Origin of the sequence: Frondihabitans sp. 762G35 (genome assembly GCF_002074055.1) — a bacterium.
Lineage (GTDB): Bacteria > Actinomycetota > Actinomycetes > Actinomycetales > Microbacteriaceae > Frondihabitans.
Genome location: NZ_CP014619.1, coordinates 1,094,835 through 1,118,037 on the forward strand (window position 1 = coordinate 1,094,835; position 23,203 = coordinate 1,118,037).

The following is a 23,203-nucleotide window of genomic DNA, read 5'->3' on the forward strand; positions in this document are numbered from 1 at the left end:
ACGCGCGGACGCTCCGCTCCGGGCACCCGGCCGCACCGCACGGCATGATCGACGACATGACGACGACGAAGCCGCAGACGATCGTGGTGGCGATCAACCCGTCCGCCTCCTTCGGCCGCGGGAAGCCGGTGGGCCCGACGGTCGTGGCCGCGCTGACGGACGTGGGACACCGGGTGACGGCGCTGGTGCGCGACTCGCAGGAGGCCCTGGTCGAAGCCGCGCGCGACGCCCTCGCCGACCGACCGGACGCCCTGGTCGTCGTCGGCGGCGACGGCATGGTCGGTCTCGGCGCGGCGCTCGTGGCGACCACGGGGATCCCGCTCGGCATCGTGCCCTCCGGCACGGGCAACGACATGGCGCGCGCCCTGGGCATCCCGCACGACGACCCGCGCGCCGCGACGCGGCTCCTGGTCCGCGCGCTGGAGAGCGCGCCGCGGGTGGTCGACGCGATCCGCGTGACGGAGGCGTCGGGGCGCTCGACCTGGGTCGCCGGATCCGTCTCGGCCGGCTTCGACGCGTTCGTCAACGAGCGCGCGAATCGCCTCCGCTGGCCGAAGGGCCGTGCCCGCTACGACCTGGCTCTCGCGATCGAGCTGCTGCGGCTCCGTCAGGTCGACTACGTCCTCGACCTGGACGGCGTCTCCCGCGTCGTCGCGGGCACCCTCGTCACCGCCGCGAACGCGCGCACGGTCGGCGGCGGGATCGCGCTCGCCCCCGACGCCGTCGTCGACGACGGCCTCCTCGATGTGCTCGTGGTCGAGAGGCTCTCCCGGATCGGGTTCCTCCGGCTCTTCCCGAGCGTGTCGAAGGGCCGCCACCTCGGCGACCCGCGGGTCACCGTGCATCGTGCTCGGCGGGTCCGCATCGAGGCCGCGGGTGTGGTGGCCTTCGGGGACGGCGAACGCCTCGGGTCGCTCCCCGTCGAGGTGGAGGTCGTTCCCGAGGCGTTGGCCGTGCTCACGCGGAGCTGAGGCGGGCGCGTCCGCCCTCGCGACTCAGTACCAGTTGTTGGCCTGCGAGTGGGCCCAGGCCGAGCAGGGGGTGCCGTAGGAGCCCTGGATGTAGCGGAGCCCCCAGATCACCTGGGTCGTCGCGTTGGTCTGCCAGTCGGAGGCGACCGACGCCATCTTGCTGCCGGGGAGGGCCTGCGGGATCCCCGTGGCGCCGCCGTTCGCGTTGTACGCCGTGTAGCTCCAGCCGGACTCCTTGGTCCACAGGGAGGACAGGCAGGAGAACTGGTCGGAGCCCCAGCCGTACTGGCTCGCCATCAGCGCCTGGGCGGTGGCCTTGGCTCCGGCGGGTGTGTTGGCCTGAGCCTGTTTCTCGGCGGCGACCCGGGCGGCCTCCGCGGCGGCGGCGTTCTTGGCGGCCGTCGCCTTCTCCCGGGCGATCCGCTGCTCGGCGACGGTGGTCTGCGCGTCGACCTTCTCGGCGACGTCCTTCGTCGTGGCGACGCGGGCCAGGACGGTGTCCGGAGCGAGCGACCGGTAGTCCGACAGCGAGGCGAGAGACGTCGTCAGCTGCTTCGTGTCGACCTTGCCGCGGGCCTCCCTGGCCACCTGCGTGGCGCTGGCGATCGCCATCTCGGCCTCCGTGTTCGCCGTCGCCTTCGTGACGGCGGAGCCCGCGTGCACCGAGAGCCGGCCGTCGGTGCTCGGGGTGACCGTCGTGGCGGGCGCCGGGGCGGCTCCGAACGGGGAGCCGGAGGTGGCGGAGTACGCGGCGAAACCGGTCCCGGCGACGACGGCGAGGGAGGCGGCGCAGGAGGCGATGATCACGCGGCCGCGGCGGGCGCGACGCCTCGAGGCGGTCACCTCGTGACGCGTGGCCGGGGTGGAGGCGACGGGGTCCGGGGAGGTGGATCCGTCGGCACGGGAGCGGGGAGCGAAGGGGCGCATTCTGTCCAAGGGGTCGACCGACGCGGACCCATCTCGACGAAGGCAGGGCGACGTCGAGCCGACGCGCGACGCCCCGGGGGCGGTGGCGCACGGCCCTGCCGGGGCGCGCACCGAGGGGGTTCGGCGCGGCAGACCTCGGGCGGATGGGGGCTCGGTGGCTGTTCGATGAGGCGATCGTCGCCTCGTCCGCACTCCGGACCCGGGGGCCGCGCGGAGGCGAAGTGGCGAGTATGCAGGCATTTTCTGGACAGGGCCGTCGAGAGTCCTGGCAGAATCATCTGTTCACGGGCGCCCGGTGCCCACCTCGACTACAGCGCAGGGGGCGGCGTCGGGGGCCCGCAGGTTCGTGTCGCCGGGCGGCGATTTCCGCTGCGGCGAGGTGGCGGCGCGCCACGAATCGCAGCGTCGTCCGGCCGACCGGGCCCCGGGCATCCTGCGCTCGGAGGCGGTTCGCTAGGCTCGGAGGACACGAGAGCGAGGAGGCACGCGTGGGCGACGAGCAGGCCAGAGGCCGGATCACGACGGAGCGCGAGGCGGTACCCACGGGGCGGCCGACGGCCGGGCAGGAGCCACGCGAAGGGGCACCCGAGACGAGGCGCGAGACCGATTCGCTCGGCTCGCTGGACGTCCCCGCGGAGGCCTACTGGGGCATCCACACGCTGCGAGCCCTCGAGAACTTCCCGATCGCGAACCGCCCCATCTCCGTCTACCCCGACCTCGTCGAGGCGCTCGCCGTGGTCAAGCAGGCCGCGGCCCGGGCGAACGTCGAGATCGGCGTCCTGGACCCCGCCAAGGCGCGTGCCATCGAGCAGGCCTGCGAGGAGATCCGCGCCGGGGCCCTCCACGAGGAGTTCCGCGTCGGCGTGATGCAGGGCGGCGCCGGCACGAGCACCAACATGAACGGTAACGAGGTGATCGCCAACCGCGCCCTCGAGATCCTCGGCCACGCGCGCGGCCAGTACGAGTACCTCCACCCCATCGACGACGTCAACCGATCGCAGTCGACCAACGACGTCTACCCGACCGCGATCAAGCTGGCGATGTCGTTCACGCTCGGCACGCTCGTCGACGAGCTCGGCCGCCTCGCCGACGCGCTCGCCGCGAAGGGGCACGAGTTCCGCGACGTGCTCAAGGTCGGCCGCACGCAGCTGCAGGACGCCGTCCCGATGACGCTGGGTCAGGAGTTCACCGGCTTCGCCCACACGCTCGGCGAGGACCAGCAGCGACTCCGCGACACCCTTCCGCTCCTCGCCGAGATCAACCTCGGTGCGACCGCCATCGGCACGGGCATCACCGCCGACCCCAGCTACGCCGAGGCGGTGCGGCACCACCTGAGCGACCTGACCGGCATCGAGATGGTGACCGCGCCCGACCTCATCGAGGCGACGAGCGACGCCGGCGTCTACATGACCGTCTCCGGCGCCCTCAAGCGCAGCGCCATCAAGCTCTCCAAGATCTGCAACGACCTGCGGCTGCTCTCGTCGGGCCCGCAGGCCGGTTTCGGCGAGATCACCCTGCCGCCGCGCCAGGCGGGGTCGTCCATCATGCCGGGCAAGGTCAACCCGGTGATCCCCGAGGTCGTCAACCAGGTCGCCTTCGCGATCGCCGGAGCCGACGTCACGGTCACGATGGCGGCCGAGGCCGGTCAGCTCCAGCTGAACGCCTTCGAGCCCGTGATCGCGCACTCCGTCCTGCAGAGCCTGCAGTGGCTGACCCACGCCTGCGAGACCCTCCGCGTCAACTGCATCGACGGGATCCAGGCGAACACCGCCCGCCTCGCGCAGCAGGTCGAGACGAACATCGGGGTGGTCACGGCCCTCACGCCCTACATCGGCTACGCCGCGGCGGCATCCATCGCGCACACGGCGCTCGCGACGAACACGCCCATCGCCTCGCTCGTCGTCGCAGCGGGCCTGATGTCGCCCGAGAAGGTCGAGAAGGTGCTGTCCCCGGCCCGCCTCTCCGGGCTGGAGGCGATCACGTCCTCGATCCCGGTGATCACCGCCGAGCAGATCTCGGCGCACCTGGCGAGCCTCGACACCAAGCACACCGACGAGACCGCGGGCTGACCTCCGAGCCGGCGCCGACCTCGCGTCAGGGCCCCGCTCGTCCGGCTACTCGCCCGATGGGTCGGGCTCGAACGACGGGTTCGGGCGCCCCGACATCGTCTGGAACCGGGGCCGGATGACCGGCTCGCCGTGCTCGTCCAGCTCCGGCTGACCGTAGAGGCGGACCGCCTTGAGCCGGATGGTGCGCCCGTCGACGAGGTCGAGCGACTGGTGCCGTGCCAGGGCGAGGTTCCGCCGGTGGTAGCGGAGGGGGAGCGGGATGAGCCCTTCGGCCTCGACGCCCGACTGCAGGTAGCGGACGCGGATGATCTGCGAGTCGAGCTCGCCGCCCACGACGAGCACCAGGTTCGAGATGTACGAGTAGACCAGGAGCACGACGGCCCCGCCGAGGTAGCCGTAGACCCGGTCGTAGTTCGAGAACGTGATCACGTAGAGGGCGAAGCCGAGCGTCGCCAGGGCCCAGCCGCCCATCGCGAGGAGCGCCCCGTACGACACCCAGCGCACCTGGGGGTGCTTGATGTTGGGCGTGAAGTAGTAGAGGAGCCCCACGACGAGCACCACGAGTCCGACGAGGACCGGCCACTTCAGCGTGTTCCACAGCAGGACGAACACCTGCCCGAACCGGAACTGGTCGCCGATCGCCTGCGCGATCGACGGGGTGATCAGCAGGATGACCGCCATCACCCCGAACGACAGCATCAGCACGAGCGACAGCAGTGCCATCTGGGCGCGGAAGTGGATGAAGATCCGTCCCTCCTCGACGCCGTAGATCGTGTTCATCGCGCGGCCGAAAGCCGTCGCGTAGGCGGAGAGCGTCCACAGCGTCAGGACGAGGCCGACCCCGAGGCTCACGCCGGGCCCGGTCAGACTCAGCATCGACTCCAGCGGCGACTGCAGCGCATCGGCGGCCTGCTGGCCGATCGCGATCCGGGCGACGTCGAGGATGTCGGAGACGGCCTCGCCGTCGTCGCGGTTGAGCGCCACGGCGGAGACGATGCTGAGGGCCCCCGGGAAGAGCGCGAGCGTCGAGAAGAACGACAATGACGCGGAGGCGTCGACGATCCGGTGGCGGAGGAAGCCGTGGTAGGTCCGGCGCAGCGCGTAGCGCCACGGGACGGGGTCGGCCGCCCCGACCACGAGGAAGGTCCGCCACGCCCAGACGAACGGGCGGGCGAGGGTCTTCATCCGCTCAGAGTACCCGCGCGCCGGGTAGGGTCGAGCAATGACGTGGGGCGAGAGGCGCGACGCGCCACCGGAGAGCGCGGCGCCGGTCTTCTACCCGGGCGCCCCACCGCTGCCGGCACGCTCGCCCGTCGCCAGCTTCGCGGCGGTCGCCGTCGGCTTCGTCGTGATCGCGTGCTTCGCCGCGGCGGTCGTGGTGTACTTCCTGTTCGCCCTGCCCCCTCAGGCGCTGGTGGTGGGCATCCTGCTGGCCGTCGTCCCGCTGACGATCGTGCTCTTCGGCGTCTGGCTCGTCGACCGCTGGGAGCCGGAGCCGCGCATCGCCCTCGTCTTCGCCTTCTTCTGGGGCGCCGCCGTGTCGATCGGCGCCGCGCTGATCTTCGACTTCGCGGCCCAGGCCATCCGCAGCGCCCTCGGATCGGGGCGGTCCGACGCGAGCGACGTCCTCGGGGCGGTCGTCCAGGCGCCCCTCGTCGAGGAGGGGGCGAAGGGCTTCGGCGTCCTGCTCGTCCTCTGGATCTTCCGTCGTCACTTCGACGGACCCGTCGACGGCATCGTCTACGCGGCCACGATCGCCGCGGGCTTCGCGTTCGTCGAGAACGTCCAGTACTTCTCGGTGCAGGTCATCGAGCAGGCGAACGGCGGCGACAGCGTGGCGGGCGTCTTCATGGTCCGGGCCCTCATGGCCCCGTTCGGGCACATCATCTACACGTCGTGCACCGGCTTCGCGCTCGGCCTCGCCGCCCGCCGGACGGGCCCTCGCGGTGCGATCGGCTACTTCTTCGTCGGGCTCGTCCCGGCCGTGCTCCTCCACGCCCTGTGGAACGGCGCGCTGGTCGTCGTCGGGGACCGCTTCTTCCTCTACTACCTCGCCGTGCAGGTGCCGATCTTCCTGGCCTGCGTCGTGCTGGTGTTCGTCCTCCGCCACCTGGAGCGGAAGGTCACCCGGGTCAGGCTCGCGGAATACGCGAGCGTGGGGTGGTTCGACCAGGCCGAGGTGGCCATGCTCTCGTCCGGCTCGGCGCGCCGACGCGCCCTCAGCTGGGCCCGGCACCATGGGCTCGGGCGGGTGATGCGGGGGTTCATCTCCGACGCGACCCGGCTCGCGTCCGCCCGGCAGAAGATCGTCTCGACGAGGCACTCCCTCGCCGCGCGGGAGGCCGCGCAGCGCGACGAGTCCGAGCTGCTCGTCTCCGTGGCGGCCGGCCGGGCGGCGCTCCGCCAGCCCCGGTTCGCGGTGCCCGGCCCCGCGGCTCCTGCGTACCCGGCGCCCCGGCAGTCGTGGGCGCCGCCCACCGGGCGGAACGCGCACGGCGTCGGCGGGGCGCCCGGCAGCTACGACGCCTCGGGCGCTCCCACCTGGCCGGACCCCGACGCCCGCACCCGCGAGCGGTAGAGGACGCCGGGACGGCTCCTAGCGGAAGAGCCGGGAGGAGGCGATCTCGGCGCCCGCGGCGAGGGATTCGAGCTTCGCCCATGCGATCTGCGGGTGGATGCGTCCGCCGAGGCCGCAGTCGGTCGAGGCGACGACGTTCTCGGCCCCGACGACCGAGGCGAAACGCTCGATCCGCTCGGCGACGAGTTCCGGGTGCTCGACGACGTTCGTGGCGTGGCCGACGACGCCCGGGACGATCTTCTTGCCCTCGGGGAGCTTCACGTCCTCCCAGACGCGCCACTCGTGCTCGTGACGGGCGTTGGCGGCCTCGAACGAGTAGGAGCCGGCGTCGATCTCGAGCATGAGGTCGACGATGTCCTTGAGCTCGATGTCCGTCGTGTGCGGTCCGTGCCAGGAGCCCCAGCAGAGGTGGAAGCGGATCTGCTCCCGGGGGAGTCCGCGGAGCGCGTGGTTGAGGGCCTCGACCCGGATGCGCGTGAACGCCTGGTAGTCGGCGACGCTCGGAGCGGGGTTGATCTGGTCCCAGTTCTCGGCGATCGAGGGGTCGTCGATCTGCAGGATCAGCCCGGCCTCGATGATCGCCAGGTACTCCTCGCGGAGGACGTCGGCCCAGGCCCAGACGAACTCCTCCTCGGTCGCGTAGTGGTCGTTGCCGATCCGGCTGGCCGATCCGGGGGAGAGGGCGGTGATGAAGCCGGTCTCGAGGCCGGCCGCGTCGAGGGCGCGGCGGAGGTTCCGTGTGTCGGCGCGCACCGCATCCTGCCCGGTGTAGGAGATCGGCCCGGTGGCGGCCGGGAAGCCGGTCGCGTTCTTGCCGAGGGCGATGCCGGAGGTCGGGTCCTGGTAGGCGTCGCGGAAGATGGTCCAGTCGCGGCGGTCGGCGAACGAGGTGAGCCTGACGTCGCCGGGCGACGAGCGGACGGGCTCGGCGAGGATCGGGTTGTAGTCGGTCATCGACAGGCCGCCCGTGCGCTGGAAGGAGTAGGTCCACCAGGCGCCGTAGTCGAGGGACGACGACATCGCCTTGCCGAACTCGCCGTCGCCGGGGATCGTGATGCCGACGCTCTTCTGACGCTCGACGAGTTCGGTCACGGCGCGCTCCTCGAGCGCCGAGAACTCGGGGGTGCGCTCGAGCGTGAAGCCGTCCTCGGCGAACGCGCGGGCCTCGTTGGCGGCGATGAGCTCGGGGGTGCGCGGCAGGCTGCCGGCGTGTGAGGTGTCGATTCGGGGGGACATGAGCCTCTTCCGGGTCTCGCCGGGCGCCCGGGGGCGACTCCGGCACGGATTGCGTGGGGAATCGCAGGCGTGCTCCCGAGGGGAGCGCGAGGCCTCGCGTGATGCGCTGCGAACGTCACCAGCCTGCCACGCGGGCGCGACCGTTGCCGCGTGTTACGTCGGGGCCCCGGGTCAGGGCGTGGGGTGGAGGGCGTCGTACCGGCGGAACGTCGGCTGCGCCCGGGCGAGGAGCCCGATGAGCACGATGATGACGGCGCCTCCCAGGAGCGGGGGCCAGACGGTGCCGAGCAGCGCGAGCAGTCCGACGAAGAGGTCGCCGACGCGGGGACCGCCCGTGACGACGACGATGAAGATGCCCTGGAGGCGACCGCGCATGGCATCGGGGGAGGCAGCCTGGAGGATCGTGCTGCGGAAGATCGACGAGACGTTGTCGGCCGCGCCGGAGCCGGCCAGGGCGAGGGCCGCGAATCCGAGCGCCACGAGGTTCGCGGAGGAGAACGGCGCGGTGAGGCTCCCCGCCGGGTTGTTCACGCCGCCGGCAGCGGCGACCGCGAGCACGACGCCGAAGGCCAGGATGCAGGCGCCGTACGCGGCGATCGCCCACGACACCGCGGCTCCCTGCCGACGCACGTGGCCGAGGCGACCGGAGAAGACGCTGCATAGCAGCGCGCCCACGGCGTAGGCCGCCGTCAGGACCCCGACGGTGACCGCCCCGCCGCCGATGAGGACGGCGCCGACGACGGGATAGAGGACGCGCGGCTGCCCGAAGGTCATGGCGATGATGTCGACGACGAACGTCATCCGGATGTTGGGCGAGCTCCGGAGGAACTTCACCCCGTAGACGAGCGAGGCGAGCCCGGGGCGCTGTGTCTCGCCCTCGGGGCGGATGGGCGGCAGGGTAAGGATCCCGAGGAACGCGGCCGAGAACAGCACGACGTCGACCGTGTAGGTGATCGGGAACCCGACGGAGGCGACCAGGATGCCCGCCAGGGCCGGCCCCAGCGTGAGCTGCACCCCGAAGCTGATGCCGTTGAGAGCCGATGCCGCGGGCAGGAGGTCCGTCCCGATGAGGCGGGGCACGATCGCGGACCGCGAGGCGTTGATGATCGTCGCGGCCACCGCGTCGACCGTCGTCAGGACGTACAGCAGCGCGACGTTCTCGAGCCCGAGGATGGCGTGGAGGGCGATCAGCGCGGTGGTGATCCAGGCGACGACGGCGGCCGCGAGAGCGACGAGCCGGCGGTCGAAGGCGTCGGCGAGCATCCCGCCGTAGAGACCCGCGACGATCATCGGCGCCAGGGAGATGACTCCGACGAGGGCGACCGCGAAGGTCGAGCGCGTGATCTGGTAGATCTCGAGGCCCACGGCGACCAGGGTGAGCTGCGCGCCGACCCCCGAGACGGCGGATCCGATCCAGAGTCGGGCGAACGCGGGGCTCGCTCGGAACGGGGCGAGATCGACGAAGACGCCGCGCTTCCGGGGGGCGGTCTTCTCGGCGGGTGAGGTGCTCAAGGTCCCATTCTCGCGCACGGTGCCATCGAGTGTTCACACGGAATTTGCACAGTCCGCACGGCAGGCGTAGCGTGCATGCATTCGCATTGATGACTCGACTCTCGGTGCGGGTGAACGATGGGCCGGACACTCGATTCCTTCGCAGGGAGGACGCGAGCGCCCGGCCCATCGCAGTCCCCGTCGGACGGGTTGGCCTCGATCGCCCAAACGCGCTTGACTGGACTCATGACACACGACTCTTCGACCAAGCCCGAGATCGACGCCCCCGAGGGCCCGGCCCCCGAGGCCCTGGAGATCACCGACATCACCGTCGGCGACGGCGCCGAGGCGCAGCAGGGCTCGACCGTCAACGTCCACTACGTCGGCGTCGAGTACGACTCCGGCGAGGAGTTCGACTCCTCGTGGGGTCGTGGCGAGCCCATCAACTTCCCGCTCGCGGCACTCGTCCGCGGCTGGCAGGAGGGGATCCCCGGCATGAAGGTCGGCGGTCGCCGCAAGCTCGTCCTCCCCCCGCACCTCGCCTACGGCCCGACCGGCGGTGGTCACCCGCTCAGCGGCAAGACCCTCATCTTCGTGATCGACCTCCTCGGCGTGAGCTGATGACGGCCCTCGCGGTCCCGACCCTCACCCTCAACGACGGCACCGCGTTCCCCGCCGTCGGCCTCGGCACCTACAAGCTGAACGACGACGAGGGCACGACCGCCGTCCGCGCGGCCCTCGACACGGGCTACCGGCTTCTCGACACCGCCCTCAACTACGGCAACGAGGGAGCCGTCGGTCGCGCCGTCCGCGAGACCGACGTGCCGCGCGACGAGATCATCGTCACGTCGAAGCTCCCGGGTCGGCACCACGGCTACGACGAGACCCTCGCGTCGTTCGAGGAGACCCGGGCGAACCTCGGCCTCGATCACGTCGACCTCTACCTGATCCACTGGCCGCTCCCGCGCATCGACCGCTACGTCGAGTCGTTCCGCGCGTTCCGGAAGCTGCAGGAGGAGGGCCTGGTCACCTCGATCGGCGTCTCCAACTTCACGCGGGAGCAGCTCGAGCGGGTGCGCGACGAGGTCGGGATCGTCCCGGCCGTCAACCAGATCGAGCTGCACCCCTACTTCCCCCAGGCCGAGCTGCGCGCGGCCCACGCCGAACTCGGGGTCGTGACGGAGAGCTGGAGCCCGATCGGCAAGCAGAGCGAACTCCTCACCGAGAGCGTCATCCTCGACGTCGCCCGAGCGCACGGCGTGACGCCGACGCAGGTCGTCGTGCGCTGGCACGTCCAGCTCGGAGCCGTGCCGCTGCCGAAGTCCGGCGACGCCGGCCGTCAGCGGGAGAACCTCGACGTGTTCTCGTTCGAGCTGACCGCCGACGAGGTCGAGGCGATCTCGGGCCTCGAGCGCGGGCGCCTCTGGGACGGCGACCCGATGACGCACGAGGAGTTCTAGACCTCACTCCGGGCGAGCACCCCTCGCGGAACGGTCCCCAGGTTCCCCTCCCTCCCGAGGGATTAGAATCGTGAGCCGACTTTTCCCGAGGGGTGCCCGCCTGTTGTCATCTGAACTCGATCGCGAACGCGATTACGTGTCCACCCTGTACGAGCGCCTCGACGCGCTCAAAGCCGAGGCGCGCGAGAAGCTCGTCTCGACCCGGCGGGAGGCCGTCGGGGGCAACCACCAGAGCCGCAGCGAGCGCGACGCGTACGCCCGGCTCTACGAGGACACCCTCGCCCAGCTCGGCGAGGTGGACGAGCGCCTCGCGTTCGGTCGGCTCGAGCTCCGGGAGCCCGACGAGACCACGAGCCCCGCGGGAGGCGGAGCATCCGACGGCGACGGTCGCGGGTTCTTCCGCTACATCGGCCGCATCGGACTCCGTGACCGCGAGCACCACCCGATCCTGCTCGACTGGCGCGTCCCCGGCGCCAGCGCCTTCTACCAGGCGACCGCGGCGACGCCGATGGGTGCTCGGGCGAGGCGCCACCTGACCCTCTCGGGCCGCACCGTCACCCGCCTCGAGGACGAGGTCTTCGACGCCTCCCTCCTCGACCGGGGCGACGCCCAGCTCCAGGGCGAGGGGGCGCTCATGGCGGCCCTCACCGCGCAGCGCACCGGCCGGATGACCGACATCGTCGCGACGATCCAGGCCGAGCAGGACCGCATCATCCGGTCTCCCCTCGACGGCGTCCTCGTGGTCCAGGGCGGTCCGGGCACCGGCAAGACGGCGGTGGCCCTCCATCGCGCCGCCTACCTGCTCTACTCGCACCGCGAGCGCCTCCGCGCCTCCGGCGTCCTGGTGGTGGGTCCCAGCAGGTCGTTCCTCCGCTACATCGAGCAGGTGCTTCCGTCTCTCGGCGAGTCGGGCGTCGTCCTGGCGAGCCTCGGCTCGCTCTACCCGGGTGTCGACGCCTCCCGAGACGACGCGCCCGATGTCGCCGCGCTCAAGGGCTCGGCGAAGATGGCCGACCTCCTCAAGCGCGCCGTCCGGTCCCGCCAGATCGTCCCCACCGAGCCGACCGAGGTCGACATCGACGGCGAGCGCATGGTCGTCCAGCCCGAGCTCGTCCGCGACGCGCTCCGCCGCGCCCAGGAGCGGGGCAAGCCGCACAACGAGGCCCGGGTCGGCTTCAACAAGTCCGCCCTCGCCGCTCTCACGCGGCAGCTGGTCCAGCAGCTGAAGGCCCGCGGCACGACCGTGGACGACTCCGACGAGCTCGTCCTCCGCGAGGACATCCGGCAGTCGTACGACGTCCGCGTGCTCCTCAACACGGCCTGGCTCCCCCTGACACCCCGCAAGCTCCTCGACGACCTCTACTCCCGACCCGCGTGGCTCGCATCGATCACCCCCCAGTGGTCGGACGCCGAGCGCGCGCTCCTCCGGCGCGAGCGCGGGGCCGAACTCACGATCAGCGACGTTCCCCTCCTCGACGAGGCGGCCGAGCTCCTGGGCGAGTTCGACACGGCCGTCGACGCCGACAAGCGCGCCCGCAAGGCGCAGCAGAAGCGCGACATCGAGAACGCCGAGCGCGCGATCGAGAACATGCAGGTGGAGGGCCTCGTCACCGCCAGCGACATCGCGGGCAACTTCGCCGAGCGGGCTCAGAGCATGACGACCGCCGAGCGCGCCGCGGGAGACCGCACCTGGGCCTACGGCCACGTCGTCGTCGACGAGGCGCAGGAGCTCAGCCCCATGCAGTGGCGGCTCCTCGCGCGACGCTGCCCGCTCCGGTCGTTCACGGTCGTGGGGGACATCGCGCAGGCCTCGTCGCCGGCCTCCGCGTCGAGCTGGGACCGCGCGCTCCAGAGCCTCCTCGGCCGACGCCGCGGGCCCGACGCCTGGCACCTCGAGGAACTCACGGTCAACTACCGCACGCCCGCTCAGATCGTGGCCTTCGCCGAGGACGTCGCCCGACGCACCGGCCTCGAGATCACCCCGAGCCGATCGGTGCGGTCGAGCGAGTGGCCCGTCCGCGAGATCGAGGGCGAGCGGGACGCCGTGGTCGCGACCGTCGAGGCCGTCGCGGTCGACCGCTCGATCGACGACGGCGGAACACTCGCCGTCATCGCGCCCGAGGCGCTGGTGGGTCCCGTGTTCGAGGCCCTGCGCGAGCGGTTCCCGGGCGAGGTCGGCCTCGGCTCCGCGTCGCTCACGACCGCGATCTCGGTGCTCAGCCCGGCGACCAGCAAGGGCCTCGAGTTCGACGCCGTCGTGGTCGTGTCGCCCCGGCGCATCCTGCAGCTCTCGAGCCGGGGCAACGCGAGCCTGTACGTCGCGATGACGCGCCCGACGCAGCGGCTCACCGTCGTCGACGCCTGAGGCCCGGCGGCGGGGGCCGACCTGGGGGTCAGGTCGCGCGGAGCTTCACGAGCTGGAGCGCGTACTGCTCCCACCAGCTGCCGGCCTGGGGACCGCCGTTGCAGGTGCCGTCGCTGGCCCCCGGCGTCTTGATCCAGAGCGACGCGTCGAGCTTCGTGTTGGCCATGGACACGCTCGGGTTCCTGCCGAGTCCGGCTCCGGGCGGGTTGCACCAGGTGCCCTTCCAACCGCGACCGTTGCGCGAGATGTCGACGACGTAGTGCGAGCCGCCGGTCAGGGCCGAGACCTTGTCGGCGTACGCGACCTCGTTCGCGAGCGGGTAGTAGTTCGAGACGTTGGTGGCGAAGCCCCGCGCCGAGCCGATGCCGGCGGCGGTGAGGCGCGACGCCATGACGTCGGGCTTGACCCAGTTGGAGTTGCCCGCGTCGAGGTAGGTCGCCGCACCGGCGTTCGCGAGGGCGGTCACGGCCGACTTCAGGAGCGGGAGCCGCTCGGACGCGACCTTCGGGCAGCTGCTGATCATGGCGAGGGCGTCGGGCTCGACGATGACGGCGGCCCGGTGGCCGCGGAGTCCGTCGGCGATGACCTGGTTCCACGCGAGGTACTGCTTGGCCGTGAGTCCGCCGGCGGAGAAGCCGCCGCAGTCGCGGTCGGGGATCGCGTAGGTCACGAGCACGAGGGTGCGCGAGTACCGCTCGGCGTTGGCGAGCTCGGTCGCGACGACCTTCTTGAGCTGCGTCGTCGAGTACCAGTCGCCCAGCCAGATCGCCACGGGCTGCGACGCGATCTGGTGGATGGTGTTCGCCTCGGTGGTCTTCTTCTTCGCGCGGAGGGCCTGCTCCGCCTGCGCCGCCTGCGACGTGGGCTGGACGGCGAGCCCCCCGGCGAAGAGTTGGCGCGACGATGCGGCCTGGATCTGGGCGGGTGTCCGGATCGCGGTGGCCGCGTGGGCGATCTGCCCCTGCACCACCGCCGTCCCGATCACGGCGGCCGCGCAGGCGATCGCGAGCGTGCGGACGATCCGTCTGGTGCGCTGACGTGGCATCGGAGGAACCTCTGGTCGGCGGGCCGCGGGTGCCCCGTGCATCCTGCGTTCGCCGTCGTTCGAGACAACCAGAGCGACCGGCCCGCGGGGAGCGCCCGTTCGGGGGACGCGGCACCCCCAGACCGGGGCACGAGAGCAGGATGCCCGGCGCGGGGATCCCCGTCGCCCCGACCCGATACCGTGGAACCATGACCGCCGCAGACGCCTCCGACCTCGTCGACCGCCTCACCGCCGTCGTCCCCGACTTCCCGAAGCCCGGCATCCTCTTCCGCGACATCACCCCCGTCTTCGCCGACGCGGAGGCGTTCTCCGTCGTCTGCGCCGCGCTCGCCGAACCGTTCGAGGGCGGCTTCACCGCGGTCGCCGGCATCGAGGCGCGCGGGTTCGCGCTCGCGGGCGGCATCGCCGCGCAGACGTCGACGGGCGTCCTCACGGTCCGGAAGGCCGGCAAGCTCCCCGGCGAGGTCCTGAGCGAGAGCTACGCGCTCGAGTACGGCGAGGCGACGATCGAGCTCCGGCCGGGGCAGCTGCCCGCGGGGTCGCGCGTCCTGGTCGTCGACGACGTCCTCGCCACCGGCGGCACCGCCGAGGCGTCGATCACGCTGCTCGAGCGGGCCGGGTACGAGGTCGTCGGCATCGCCGTGCTCCTCGAGCTCGACGGGCTCGCCGGTCGCGACCGGCTGGCCTCGCGCCTGCCCGTCCACGCGCTCGCCTCGGCTCCCGCCTGAGGCGTCGTCACGGCTGCGTGAGCAGCCCCTCCGGCACGAGCATCCACGCGTCGGCGATGGCGCACACGAGCGCGACGAGCACGAAGACGAACACCCAGGCGAGCCCGGGCACGTGGGTGAGCCGCGCGAGCTGATCCGCGTCGGACTGTCCGTTGCGCGAGCGCCGACGCGACGTCTGCAGTTCGAGGCTGGCCCGCAGCGCCCCGAGCGCCAGGACGACCGTCACGACGTGACCGAAGACGAGCTGCCACGTCGCCGGTGCCAGGAACGTGACCCCGACGACGAGGGCGGCTCCCACGAGGATCACCCAGAGACCGAAGAAGTTGCGGATCTGGAGCAGCATCAGGGCCAGGACGAGCAGGAGCGCCCAGAGGAGCCCGGCGGAGTAGCCGCGGCTGAGCATCCACGACGCGCCCAGCGCGGCCAGGGCCGGGGCCGTGTAGCCCGCGAGGAGAGTGAGGACCATGCCCGGGCCCGTCTTCGGCCCGCGCGACACGGTCAGCCCCGAGGTGTCGGAGTGGAGGCGGATGCCCGTCAGCGAGCGGCCCGTCACGACGGCGACGAGCGCGTGCCCGCCCTCGTGCACCACCGTCACCGCGTGGCGGACGGTGTGCCAGGCACCCGGCAGGAGGACCAGCAGGATGCCCGCGACGAGGGCGCCGACGAGCATCGGGACGGTGAGCGGTGCCGACACGAGGGTGACCCGCGACCAGAGGGTGCTGATGAAATCCACGGCGACAGCCTAGGGAGAGCGTCTGACAGCGTCCCCCGTTCGGGTTTTCACCCCCGGACGGGCGCTGTCAGGAACCGTGCAGCCGACGCTACGTTTCGAGGACCGACCGGAAGGACCTGCATGACGACCCCCGAACCCGGCGACGACCGCTCGTCGCTCCCGCTCGGCGACCGCACCGCAGGCCTGTCGGTCATCGAACGCTTCTGGGAGCTGCAGAGCGAGCGGCCGCCGCGCGGCCGCGTCGCCCGGATCCTCGGTGCGAGCCCCCTCGCCCCCGAGGCGTCGTCGTGGTTCGCCGGCGCCGTCGGCGAGATCGAGGTCGCGCAGAGGCTCCGCGCACTGAGCGCCGGGGGAGCGGGACGCGGAGGCGGCTCCTGGCGCGTCGTGCACTCGGTCCCGGTCGGCGACCGCGGCGCCGACATCGACCACGTCGTCATCGGACCGCCGGGCGTCTTCACCATCAACACGAAGAACCACACCGGGCGGAAGGTCTGGGCGGGCAGTCGCACGTTCCTCGTCGACGGTCACCGCGAGCCGTACCTGCAGAAGTCGAAGCACGAGGCGACGCGGGCGGCGAAGCTCCTCCGGGAGGCCCTGGGTCGAGAGGTCCCCGTGCGAGCCCTGATCGTCGTGGTCGGCGCCGCCTCCCTCACGGTGAAGCAGCAGCCGGACGACGTCACGATCCTCGGCGCCGTCCAGACCGTCCCCTTCCTCCGACGTCAGAAGGCGCAGCTCTCGGTCGACGACGTCCGCGAGATCACCCGCGTGGCCCTCCGGCCCCGCACCTGGCAGCCGCGGGCCGCCCGCGCCGACCAGGCCTGGGCCGTCGAGGCACCGGCAGGAGCCGCGGTGCGACCGGCTCGCCACGAGATGCAGCAGTGGTTCGACGCGGTCCGGCAGGAGGTGCGTCGGGCCCGGCGCACGCGTGGCCTCTGGGCCGCGGGAGGCCTCGCCGCCCTGGCCGGCGCCCTCGTCGCGGCTCCCGCTCTCGCGCACGCGGTCCTCGGCTGAACCGCCGCTCCCCAGGCGTCTCCACGGTGTCGTCCGGGAGGATGGGACGATGCGCTTCCGCCCCTGGCTCCTGATCCCGACCGCGGCGTACCTCGCCCTCGTCGGCTGGATCACGCTGGGGCCGCAGCCCTACGGCGACACCGGGTCGGGGCTCCTGCGCCGGGCCCTCGCCCTCTTCTCGCAGTCTCCGGCGACCGGGTGGCTGACGTTCTCCCGAGTCGAAGGGCTGGCGAACGTCGCCCTGTTCGTGCCGCTCGGGCTGCTCCTGGCGCTGGCCCTGCCCCGCCGGGCCGTCGTCGTGGCCGTGATCGCGTGCGTCGGTCTCTCCGCGGGGATCGAGGCGTTCCAGGGGGCCTACCTCCCGACCCGTGTCGACGACGTCCGCGACATCGTGCACAACGGCCTCGGCGGCCTGATCGGCGCCGCCCTGGCGACCGCGGCGCGCCTCGCGGTCGCCCCGAGCGGACGTCTCCTCCGCCGGGTCTGATCGGCTGCTAGTATGGGCAGGTTGCCGTCCAACGGCCGCGGATAAAGAGAGCCCCTCGCATCAGGCCCGGGGCACCGCGCAACGACAGAGAGGGGATCCAGCTATGGCACTTTCACCGGAAGTCAAGACTGCGATCATCGAAGAGTACGCGACCCACCCGGGCGACACGGGTTCCCCCGAGGTCCAGGTGGCCGTCCTCACCCAGCGCATCAAAGACCTGACCGAGCACCTCAAGGAGCACAAGCACGACCACCACTCGCGTCGTGGTCTCCTGCTCCTCGTGGGCCAGCGTCGTCGTCTGCTCGGATACCTCTCCGACGTCGACATCAACCGCTACCGCGCGCTCATCGAGCGCCTCGGACTGCGTCGCTGATCAGCTGAATCGCTGACGCACCGTCTCGACGAAAGGCCCGCCCCGTACACGGGGCGGGCCTTTTCACGATCCCGGGGTTCCTGCCCCGATCTCGCCGGGGTCGCGCCGATCAGTACCAGTTGTGCGCGACCTCGTGGGCCCAGGCGCCGCACGGGCTGCCGTAGGACGCCTGGATGTAGCCGAGACCCCAGGTGATCTGGGTGCGGTAGCTGGTCTGCCAGTCGAGGCCGACGGAGGACATCTTGCTGGCCGGGAGCGACTGCGGGATCCCGTAGGCGCCGCTCGACACGTTGAGCGCGCTGGTCCGCCAGCCGGACTCCTGGTTCCAGAGGTTGACGAGGCACTGGAACTGCGACTGGTCCCAGCCGTGCGAGCCGAGGGACGCGGCCGCGTACGCCTGCGCCGCCGCGGGGTCGTCGATCGCACCGCTCGGCGGGGGAGTGCTGCCGCCCGAGCCTCCGCCGGACCCACTGCCGGAGCCGCCGCCGGACCCACCCGGGTTCGACACGGGCGCGGGGACGGGGACGGACACGGGCGCCGGATGGCTCTTCTTATACGCCGCCACCTTCGCGTCGTGCTGCTGGACGAGGAGGGCCCGGTAGCTCGCGAGGGCGACCTGGTGGTCGTGGTAGCTCTTCTCGAGAGAGGCCGTGGTGTCGTTCAGCGAAGCCAGTTGCGAGTAGAGGGTCGTCTGCTGCGCGGTCGCGTTCGAGACCTCGGAGTCGGCGAGAGCCTGAGAGTGCTGCGCCGAGGCGAGGGCCGTGGCCGCCTCTCCCGCCAGGCGGTCCCGCTCGGCCGCCGCGACCTTCGCCTGGGCCCCGAGCGACGTGACGGCGTTGCTCGCCACCGTCGCCTCGGTGAGGACGGCCTGCCACTGGGCGCTCAGCTGCGACAGGGCGCCGAGCCGGTAGAGGGTCCCCGACGCATCGCGCCCGGAGAAGAGCTGACCGTCGAGCGACCCCGCGTTGCCGATCCGGTAGAGGTGTGCGGCGAGCTGCCCCGCCTGCTGGTGGGCGATGTCGGCCTTCTTCGTCTCGCCTCGGACCTGCGCTTCGAGGGTCGAGGCGGTCGCGGTCGCCTGCTGGAGCGCGTCCTGGGCCCGGGCGTTCGCGGCGTCGGCGTCGATGGCCCGCTGACTCAGGCCGGCGGCCTTCGTCTGGAGCTGATCGAGCGAGGCGGTGATCTGCTGCACCTGCTTCTTCGTGGCGGCCGCGTTCCCCCGGGCCGCCTGGACCTCGCTCCAGCTCGGGACCGCGGAGGCCTGCTGCGGGGCGACGATCACTCCGGCGACGACGAGGGCCACCACGGCGGCGCTCGCGGCGGGGAGGGCGAATCGGCGCGCGCGCGAGCGGGGTTCGACAGGAGCCATGCTGCCGAGAGTAGCGCCGATCACACCAGTAACACCAGTAACACAGGCCCCATCCCGCGCGTTCGGGGGGTGGCCGGACGGTCGGGTGATACGATCGCCCTGGTCGCTCATACCATCCGAGAGGTGGTCCGAGCGCCCGTGCACGACACAATTCAACACGCAATCATCCACGGAGCAGGCGGCCTCAGCTGGTCACCGGTGGTGACGTGCGGAAGCGGGGCCTCGGGCCCGGAGCATCCGACCGTTTCTACTGTTGACCAGGCGGACGCCACCGATCCGGTCTCGTGCGCCCGCGGCTCCTGCCGCACGACCGCGAGTCCGCCCCTGTCGCTTCGGTCAGGCCCTCACAGCGCCCGACCCGATCGCGCAGGTCGCGTCTGCGAGCGCCTCGCGTGCCCGCGTCGTCGCCCGACTCCGGGGACGACCACCCCGCGTCGCGGGCGTCGGTCGTCGTGTTCGTCAGACATCGCAGCCCACACGGGGCGGCGATGACAAACAAAGAGGAGAGAACCCCCATATGGAGGGTCCAGAAATCAAGTTCGCCGAAGCCGTCATCGACAACGGCAAGTACGGCACCCGGACGGTCCGGTTCGAGACCGGCCGTCTCGCGCAGCAGGCCCAGGGGGCCGTCGCCGCGTACCTCGACGAGGAGACGATGCTGCTCTCCGCGACGAGCGCCTCGAAGAACCCGAAGGACAACTTCGACTTCTTCCCGCTGACCGTCGACGTCGAAGAGCGTTCCTACGCCGCCGGCAAGATCCCCGGCTCGTTCTTCCGCCGCGAGGGCCGCCCTTCCACCGAGGCCATCCTCGTGTGCCGTCTCATCGACCGGCCGCTGCGCCCGTCGTTCGTCGACGGCCTGCGCAACGAGGTCCAGATCGTCATCACGGTCCTCTCGATCGCCCCCGACGAGTTCTACGACGCCCTGGCCATCAACGCGGCCAGCGCCTCGACCCAGATCTCCGGCCTCCCGTTCTCCGGCCCCGTCGCCGGTGTGCGCCTCGCGCTCATCAAGGGCCAGTGGGTCGCCTTCCCGAAGGCGTCGCAGCTCGAGGACGCCGTCTTCGACCTGACCGTCGCCGGCCGTGTCGTCACCGACGCGTCGGGTGCCGAGGACGTCGCCATCATGATGGTCGAGGCGGAGGCCACCGAGCACGCCTGGGGCCTTATTCAGGGCGGCGACACGAAGCCCGACGAGGCCGTCGTGGCCGAGGGCCTCGAGGCGGCCAAGCCGTTCCTCAAGGTGCTCGTCGAGGCGCAGGCGAAGCTCGCCGCGCAGTCCGCCAAGGAGATCGCCGACTACCCCGTCTTCCCGCCCTACACCGACGAGGTGTACTCGGCCGTCGCCGCTGTCGCGGAGGAGGAGCTGAAGGCCGTCTACCAGATCGCCGCCAAGCAGGAGCGCCAGGACGCCGACGACGCCCTCAAGTCCCGCGTCAAGGAGGCCGTCGCCGCCAAGGTCGAGTCCGGTGAGCTCCCCGCTTCCGCGACCGGTCAGGTGTCGGGCGCCTACAAGTCGGTCACCAAGAAGGTCGTGCGCTCGCGCATCCTGACCGAGCAGATCCGCATGGACGGCCGCGGCCTCGCCGACATCCGTCCGCTCGACGCCGAGGTGCAGGTCATCCCGCGCGTCCACGGTTCGGCCATCTTCCAGCGCGGCGAGACCCAGATCCTGGGCGTCACCACGCTGAACATGCTCAAGATGGAGCAGCAGATCGACTCGCTGAGCCCGATCACGAAGAAGCGCTACCTCCACCACTACAACTTCCCGCCCTACTCCACCGGAGAGACCGGTCGCGTCGGGTCGCCGAAGCGTCGCGAGATCGGGCACGGCTTCCTGGCCGAGCGCGCCCTCGTGCCGGTCCTGCCGTCGCGCGAGGAGTTCCCCTACGCCATCCGTCAGGTCTCCGAGGCGCTGTCCTCGAACGGCTCCACCTCGATGGGCTCCGTCTGCGCCTCGACGCTGTCGCTGCTCAACGCGGGTGTCCCGCTGAAGGCCCCGGTCGCCGGTATCGCCATGGGCCTCGTCTCCGACGTGGTCGACGGTCAGACCCGCTACGCCGCTCTCACCGACATCCTCGGTGCGGAGGACGCCCTCGGCGACATGGACTTCAAGGTCGCCGGCACGTCCGAGTTCGTCACGGCCATCCAGCTCGACACGAAGCTCGACGGCATCCCCTCGGCCGTCCTCGACGCCGCTCTCAAGCAGGCGAAGGAGGCCCGCACGGCCATCCTGAACGTGCTGAACAGCGCCATCGACGCCCCCGACGAGATGGCTCCGACGGCGCCGCGCGTCATCAGCGTCCAGATCCCCCAGGACAAGATCGGCGAGCTGATCGGCCCGAAGGGCAAGACGATCAACGCCATCCAGGACGAGACCGGCGCCGACATCTCCATCGAGGAGGACGGCACCGTGTACATCGGCGCCGTCGACGGTCCGTCGGCCGAGGCCGCGCGCGCGCAGGTCAACGCCATCGCGAACCCGACCAACCCGGAGATCGGCGAGCAGTTCCTCGGCACGGTCGTGAAGATCGCGACCTTCGGTGCGTTCGTCTCGCTCCTGCCCGGCAAGGACGGCCTGCTGCACATCAGCGAGGTCCGCAAGCTCGCCGGCGGCAAGCGCGTCGAGAACGTCGAGGACGTCCTCGGGGTCGGCCAGAAGGTCCTCGTCGAGATCACGAAGATCGACGACCGCGGCAAGCTCTCGCTCGCCCCGGTGGTGGCCGACGAGGCCGACACCGACGGAAGCGCGGCCGCCTCGGTGGCCGACGACGCGTCCGTCGAGGTCTAGTCGCACGACTCCGCTCCACCGGAACGCCCGTCTCCCTCGGAGGCGGGCGTTCCCGCGTCGGGACGGGCATCCTGCGATCCGGTGAGAGGACGCACCTCGGCCGATTGGCGAGGGGCCGAAGCGATCCCCACCGCTCCGGCCCCTCTCGACCGGTGCTACCGGCCTGACGTGACGGCACCGCTCCCCACCACGAGAAACGACGCCCCGGAACCCTCCCAGGAACCGCACACGACAGACACTACGGACGCCGCTTGTGCGAACCGCTCGGTTCGGCCGAGCTTTCCCTGGGGGAATCCGGTGGAGCCGCTGTGCCTGCCGTCGCGCGGGGGACACCCCCGACCCGCCGCGGGGGCCACCGGCTCCGAACACCCCTGCAACTGGGGGCGGGAATTTGGTAACGAGTTGGTGCGGCGCGACGTTACGTTCACGAACGCCCCGTACGCTCGATTTCTAGGAAAACTGTCAGGAGGTGCCGAGTGACCGAAGCGACCACGCGCGTCGCCTCCCCGGCGACCGTCGCTCCCGACACCGCCCTCGCTCCCGACACCCGCGGCCGCCACGCCTGGCCGCTGGCCCCGATCCGGACGGCCCCGATCCGCACCGTCCCGGTCGACCTCGGGATCATCCAACCGCGCCGTCGGCTCGGCACGAGCGACCTCCGCGTCTTCCCCCTCGCCCTGAGCGGCAACGTCTTCGGCTGGACCGTCGACGAGCGGCAGACGTTCGACGTGCTCGACACGTACTTCAAGGTCGGCGGCAACTTCCTCGACACGGCCGACTCCTACACGGGCGGCGAGAGCGAGCGCCTCATCGGCGAGTGGATGCGCACGCGGCGCACCCGCGACGACGTCGTCCTCGCCACCAAGATCGGCAAGAGCGAGGCGAATCCGGGCCTGACGCCCTGGGCCATGGAGCGGGCCGTCGACGCGTCGCTCAAGCGGCTCGGGACCGACCACATCGACCTGCTCTACTTGCACATCGACGACACCGACGTGGCCTTCGAGCGGACCCTCCTGGGCGTCGACCGGCTGATCCGTGCCGGCAAGGTGCGCTACTTCGGCGGATCCGATCACTCCGGCAACCGCCTCTACGAGGCGCGCATCGCCGCCGGCATGCTCGGTGTGGCCCCGATGGTCGCCCTCCAGAACCAGTACAGCCTCGTGCGCCGCTCCGAGTACGAGCGCGATCTCGCCCGCGTCGCCGCCGAGCAGCGCCTCGCCGTCATGCCGAGGTTCGCGCTGGCGAGCGGCTTCCTCACGGGCAAGTACCGCTCGCGGGCCGACATCCGCGGTCACCGCCGCGGCAGCGAGGTCGCGAAGCTCGTCTCGAAGCGCGGGCTGCGCATCCTGGCGGAACTCGACCGGATCGCGTCGCTCCATGCGGCGCCCGTCGCGGCCGTGTCGCTCGCGTGGCTCCTGGCCAAGCCGAACGTCGTGGCACCGGTGGCGAGCGCGAGCTCGCCGCGTCAGGTGACCGAGCTCGTGGAGTCCGCCCGGGTGCAGCTCACGCGCCACGAGGTCGCCGAGCTCGACCGCGTCACGTCGTTCTGACCCCGAGAGGGCGGAAGTC

Annotated in this window: 19 protein-coding genes; 12 read left to right on the plus strand and 7 right to left on the minus strand. The window is 71.6% G+C overall.

The window, feature by feature from the left end; all coding sequences use genetic code 11:
• Positions 1-56 precede the first annotated feature (56 nt).
• Positions 57-971 carry a diacylglycerol kinase family protein gene (locus AS850_RS05390; protein ID WP_119870142.1) on the plus strand — a complete coding sequence of 305 codons (915 nt, stop codon included), beginning with the start codon at positions 57-59 and terminating at the stop codon, positions 969-971.
• A 24-nt stretch (positions 972-995) separates the two neighbouring features.
• On the opposite strand, the gene AS850_RS05395 is transcribed toward AS850_RS05390, so the two are convergent.
• On the minus strand, positions 996-1,814 hold the full coding sequence (locus AS850_RS05395; protein WP_119870143.1) for a phospholipase: 819 nt from the start codon (positions 1,812-1,814) through the stop codon (positions 996-998).
• A gap of 572 nt (positions 1,815-2,386) precedes the next feature.
• Here AS850_RS05395 and AS850_RS05400 point away from each other — a divergent pair.
• A complete protein-coding gene (locus AS850_RS05400; protein WP_257788671.1) occupies positions 2,387-3,967 on the plus strand; it encodes an aspartate ammonia-lyase in 1,581 nt (526 codons plus the stop codon).
• 45 nt (positions 3,968-4,012) lie between these two features.
• Here the strand turns inward: AS850_RS05400 and AS850_RS05405 are convergent, their stop codons facing one another.
• A complete protein-coding gene (locus AS850_RS05405) occupies positions 4,013-5,152 on the minus strand; it encodes a YihY/virulence factor BrkB family protein (protein ID WP_119868198.1) in 1,140 nt (379 codons plus the stop codon).
• 37 nt (positions 5,153-5,189) lie between these two features.
• Between AS850_RS05405 and AS850_RS05410 the strand changes: the two genes are divergently transcribed.
• Positions 5,190-6,545 carry a PrsW family intramembrane metalloprotease gene (locus AS850_RS05410; protein ID WP_119868199.1) on the plus strand — a complete coding sequence of 452 codons (1,356 nt, stop codon included), beginning with the start codon at positions 5,190-5,192 and terminating at the stop codon, positions 6,543-6,545.
• 18 nt (positions 6,546-6,563) lie between these two features.
• Here the strand turns inward: AS850_RS05410 and AS850_RS05415 are convergent, their stop codons facing one another.
• Both AS850_RS05415 and AS850_RS05420 read right to left on the minus strand, forming a co-directional pair.
• Positions 6,564-7,781 carry a cobalamin-independent methionine synthase II family protein gene (locus AS850_RS05415; RefSeq protein ID WP_119868200.1) on the minus strand — a complete coding sequence of 406 codons (1,218 nt, stop codon included), beginning with the start codon at positions 7,779-7,781 and terminating at the stop codon, positions 6,564-6,566.
• A 171-nt stretch (positions 7,782-7,952) separates the two neighbouring features.
• The gene (locus AS850_RS05420) at positions 7,953-9,293 is read right to left on the minus strand and encodes an MFS transporter (protein ID WP_119868201.1); all 1,341 of its coding nucleotides are present in this window, start codon (positions 9,291-9,293) and stop codon (positions 7,953-7,955) included.
• 225 nt (positions 9,294-9,518) lie between these two features.
• Here AS850_RS05420 and AS850_RS05425 point away from each other — a divergent pair, with 225 nt between their 5' ends.
• The 3 genes from AS850_RS05425 (at position 9,519) to AS850_RS05435 (ending at position 13,097) form a co-directional block, all read left to right on the plus strand.
• Positions 9,519-9,893 carry an FKBP-type peptidyl-prolyl cis-trans isomerase gene (locus AS850_RS05425; protein WP_119868202.1) on the plus strand — a complete coding sequence of 125 codons (375 nt, stop codon included), beginning with the start codon at positions 9,519-9,521 and terminating at the stop codon, positions 9,891-9,893.
• A complete protein-coding gene (locus AS850_RS05430; protein WP_119868203.1) occupies positions 9,893-10,732 on the plus strand; it encodes an aldo/keto reductase in 840 nt (279 codons plus the stop codon). Before AS850_RS05425 ends, AS850_RS05430 begins: the two co-directional genes overlap by 1 nt.
• A gap of 136 nt (positions 10,733-10,868) precedes the next feature.
• Positions 10,869-13,097, plus strand: a complete 2,229-nt coding sequence (locus AS850_RS05435; RefSeq protein ID WP_236940839.1) for a UvrD-helicase domain-containing protein — start codon at positions 10,869-10,871, stop codon at positions 13,095-13,097.
• A 28-nt stretch (positions 13,098-13,125) separates the two neighbouring features.
• On the opposite strand, the gene AS850_RS05440 is transcribed toward AS850_RS05435, so the two are convergent.
• Entirely contained in the window at positions 13,126-14,142 is a 1,017-nt protein-coding gene (locus AS850_RS05440; protein ID WP_164088395.1) for a glycoside hydrolase family 6 protein, read from the minus strand.
• A 188-nt stretch (positions 14,143-14,330) separates the two neighbouring features.
• On the opposite strand from AS850_RS05440, the gene AS850_RS05445 reads away from it, so the two are divergent.
• Positions 14,331-14,870 (plus strand): adenine phosphoribosyltransferase, encoded by a 540-nt coding sequence (locus AS850_RS05445; RefSeq protein WP_119868205.1) that lies wholly within the window; start codon positions 14,331-14,333, stop codon positions 14,868-14,870.
• Between the two features lie 7 nt (positions 14,871-14,877).
• Here AS850_RS05445 and AS850_RS05450 read toward each other — a convergent pair whose 3' ends face one another.
• Positions 14,878-15,603: a M50 family metallopeptidase gene (locus AS850_RS05450; RefSeq protein WP_236940840.1), complete on the minus strand. Its 726-nt coding sequence runs from the start codon at positions 15,601-15,603 to the stop codon at positions 14,878-14,880.
• Between the two features lie 120 nt (positions 15,604-15,723).
• Here AS850_RS05450 and AS850_RS05455 point away from each other — a divergent pair, with 120 nt between their 5' ends.
• From AS850_RS05455 to rpsO, 3 genes are all read left to right on the plus strand, one after another.
• Positions 15,724-16,614: a nuclease-related domain-containing protein gene (locus AS850_RS05455; protein WP_119868206.1), complete on the plus strand. Its 891-nt coding sequence runs from the start codon at positions 15,724-15,726 to the stop codon at positions 16,612-16,614.
• Between the two features lie 49 nt (positions 16,615-16,663).
• Complete coding sequence (locus AS850_RS05460; RefSeq protein ID WP_119868207.1) at positions 16,664-17,101, plus strand: VanZ family protein; 438 nt, start codon at positions 16,664-16,666, stop codon at positions 17,099-17,101.
• Between the two features lie 103 nt (positions 17,102-17,204).
• Positions 17,205-17,474: a 30S ribosomal protein S15 gene (gene rpsO / locus AS850_RS05465; protein WP_119868208.1), complete on the plus strand. Its 270-nt coding sequence runs from the start codon at positions 17,205-17,207 to the stop codon at positions 17,472-17,474.
• Between the two features lie 109 nt (positions 17,475-17,583).
• Here rpsO and AS850_RS05470 read toward each other — a convergent pair whose 3' ends face one another.
• Positions 17,584-18,843 (minus strand): coiled-coil domain-containing protein, encoded by a 1,260-nt coding sequence (locus tag AS850_RS05470; protein ID WP_119868209.1) that lies wholly within the window; start codon positions 18,841-18,843, stop codon positions 17,584-17,586.
• 517 nt (positions 18,844-19,360) lie between these two features.
• Between AS850_RS05470 and AS850_RS05475 the strand changes: the two genes are divergently transcribed.
• Both AS850_RS05475 and AS850_RS05480 read left to right on the plus strand, forming a co-directional pair.
• Positions 19,361-21,634, plus strand: a complete 2,274-nt coding sequence (locus tag AS850_RS05475; protein ID WP_119868210.1) for a polyribonucleotide nucleotidyltransferase — start codon at positions 19,361-19,363, stop codon at positions 21,632-21,634.
• A 476-nt stretch (positions 21,635-22,110) separates the two neighbouring features.
• Positions 22,111-23,184 (plus strand): aldo/keto reductase, encoded by a 1,074-nt coding sequence (locus AS850_RS05480; protein ID WP_236940841.1) that lies wholly within the window; start codon positions 22,111-22,113, stop codon positions 23,182-23,184.
• Positions 23,185-23,203: the final 19 nt, after the last annotated feature.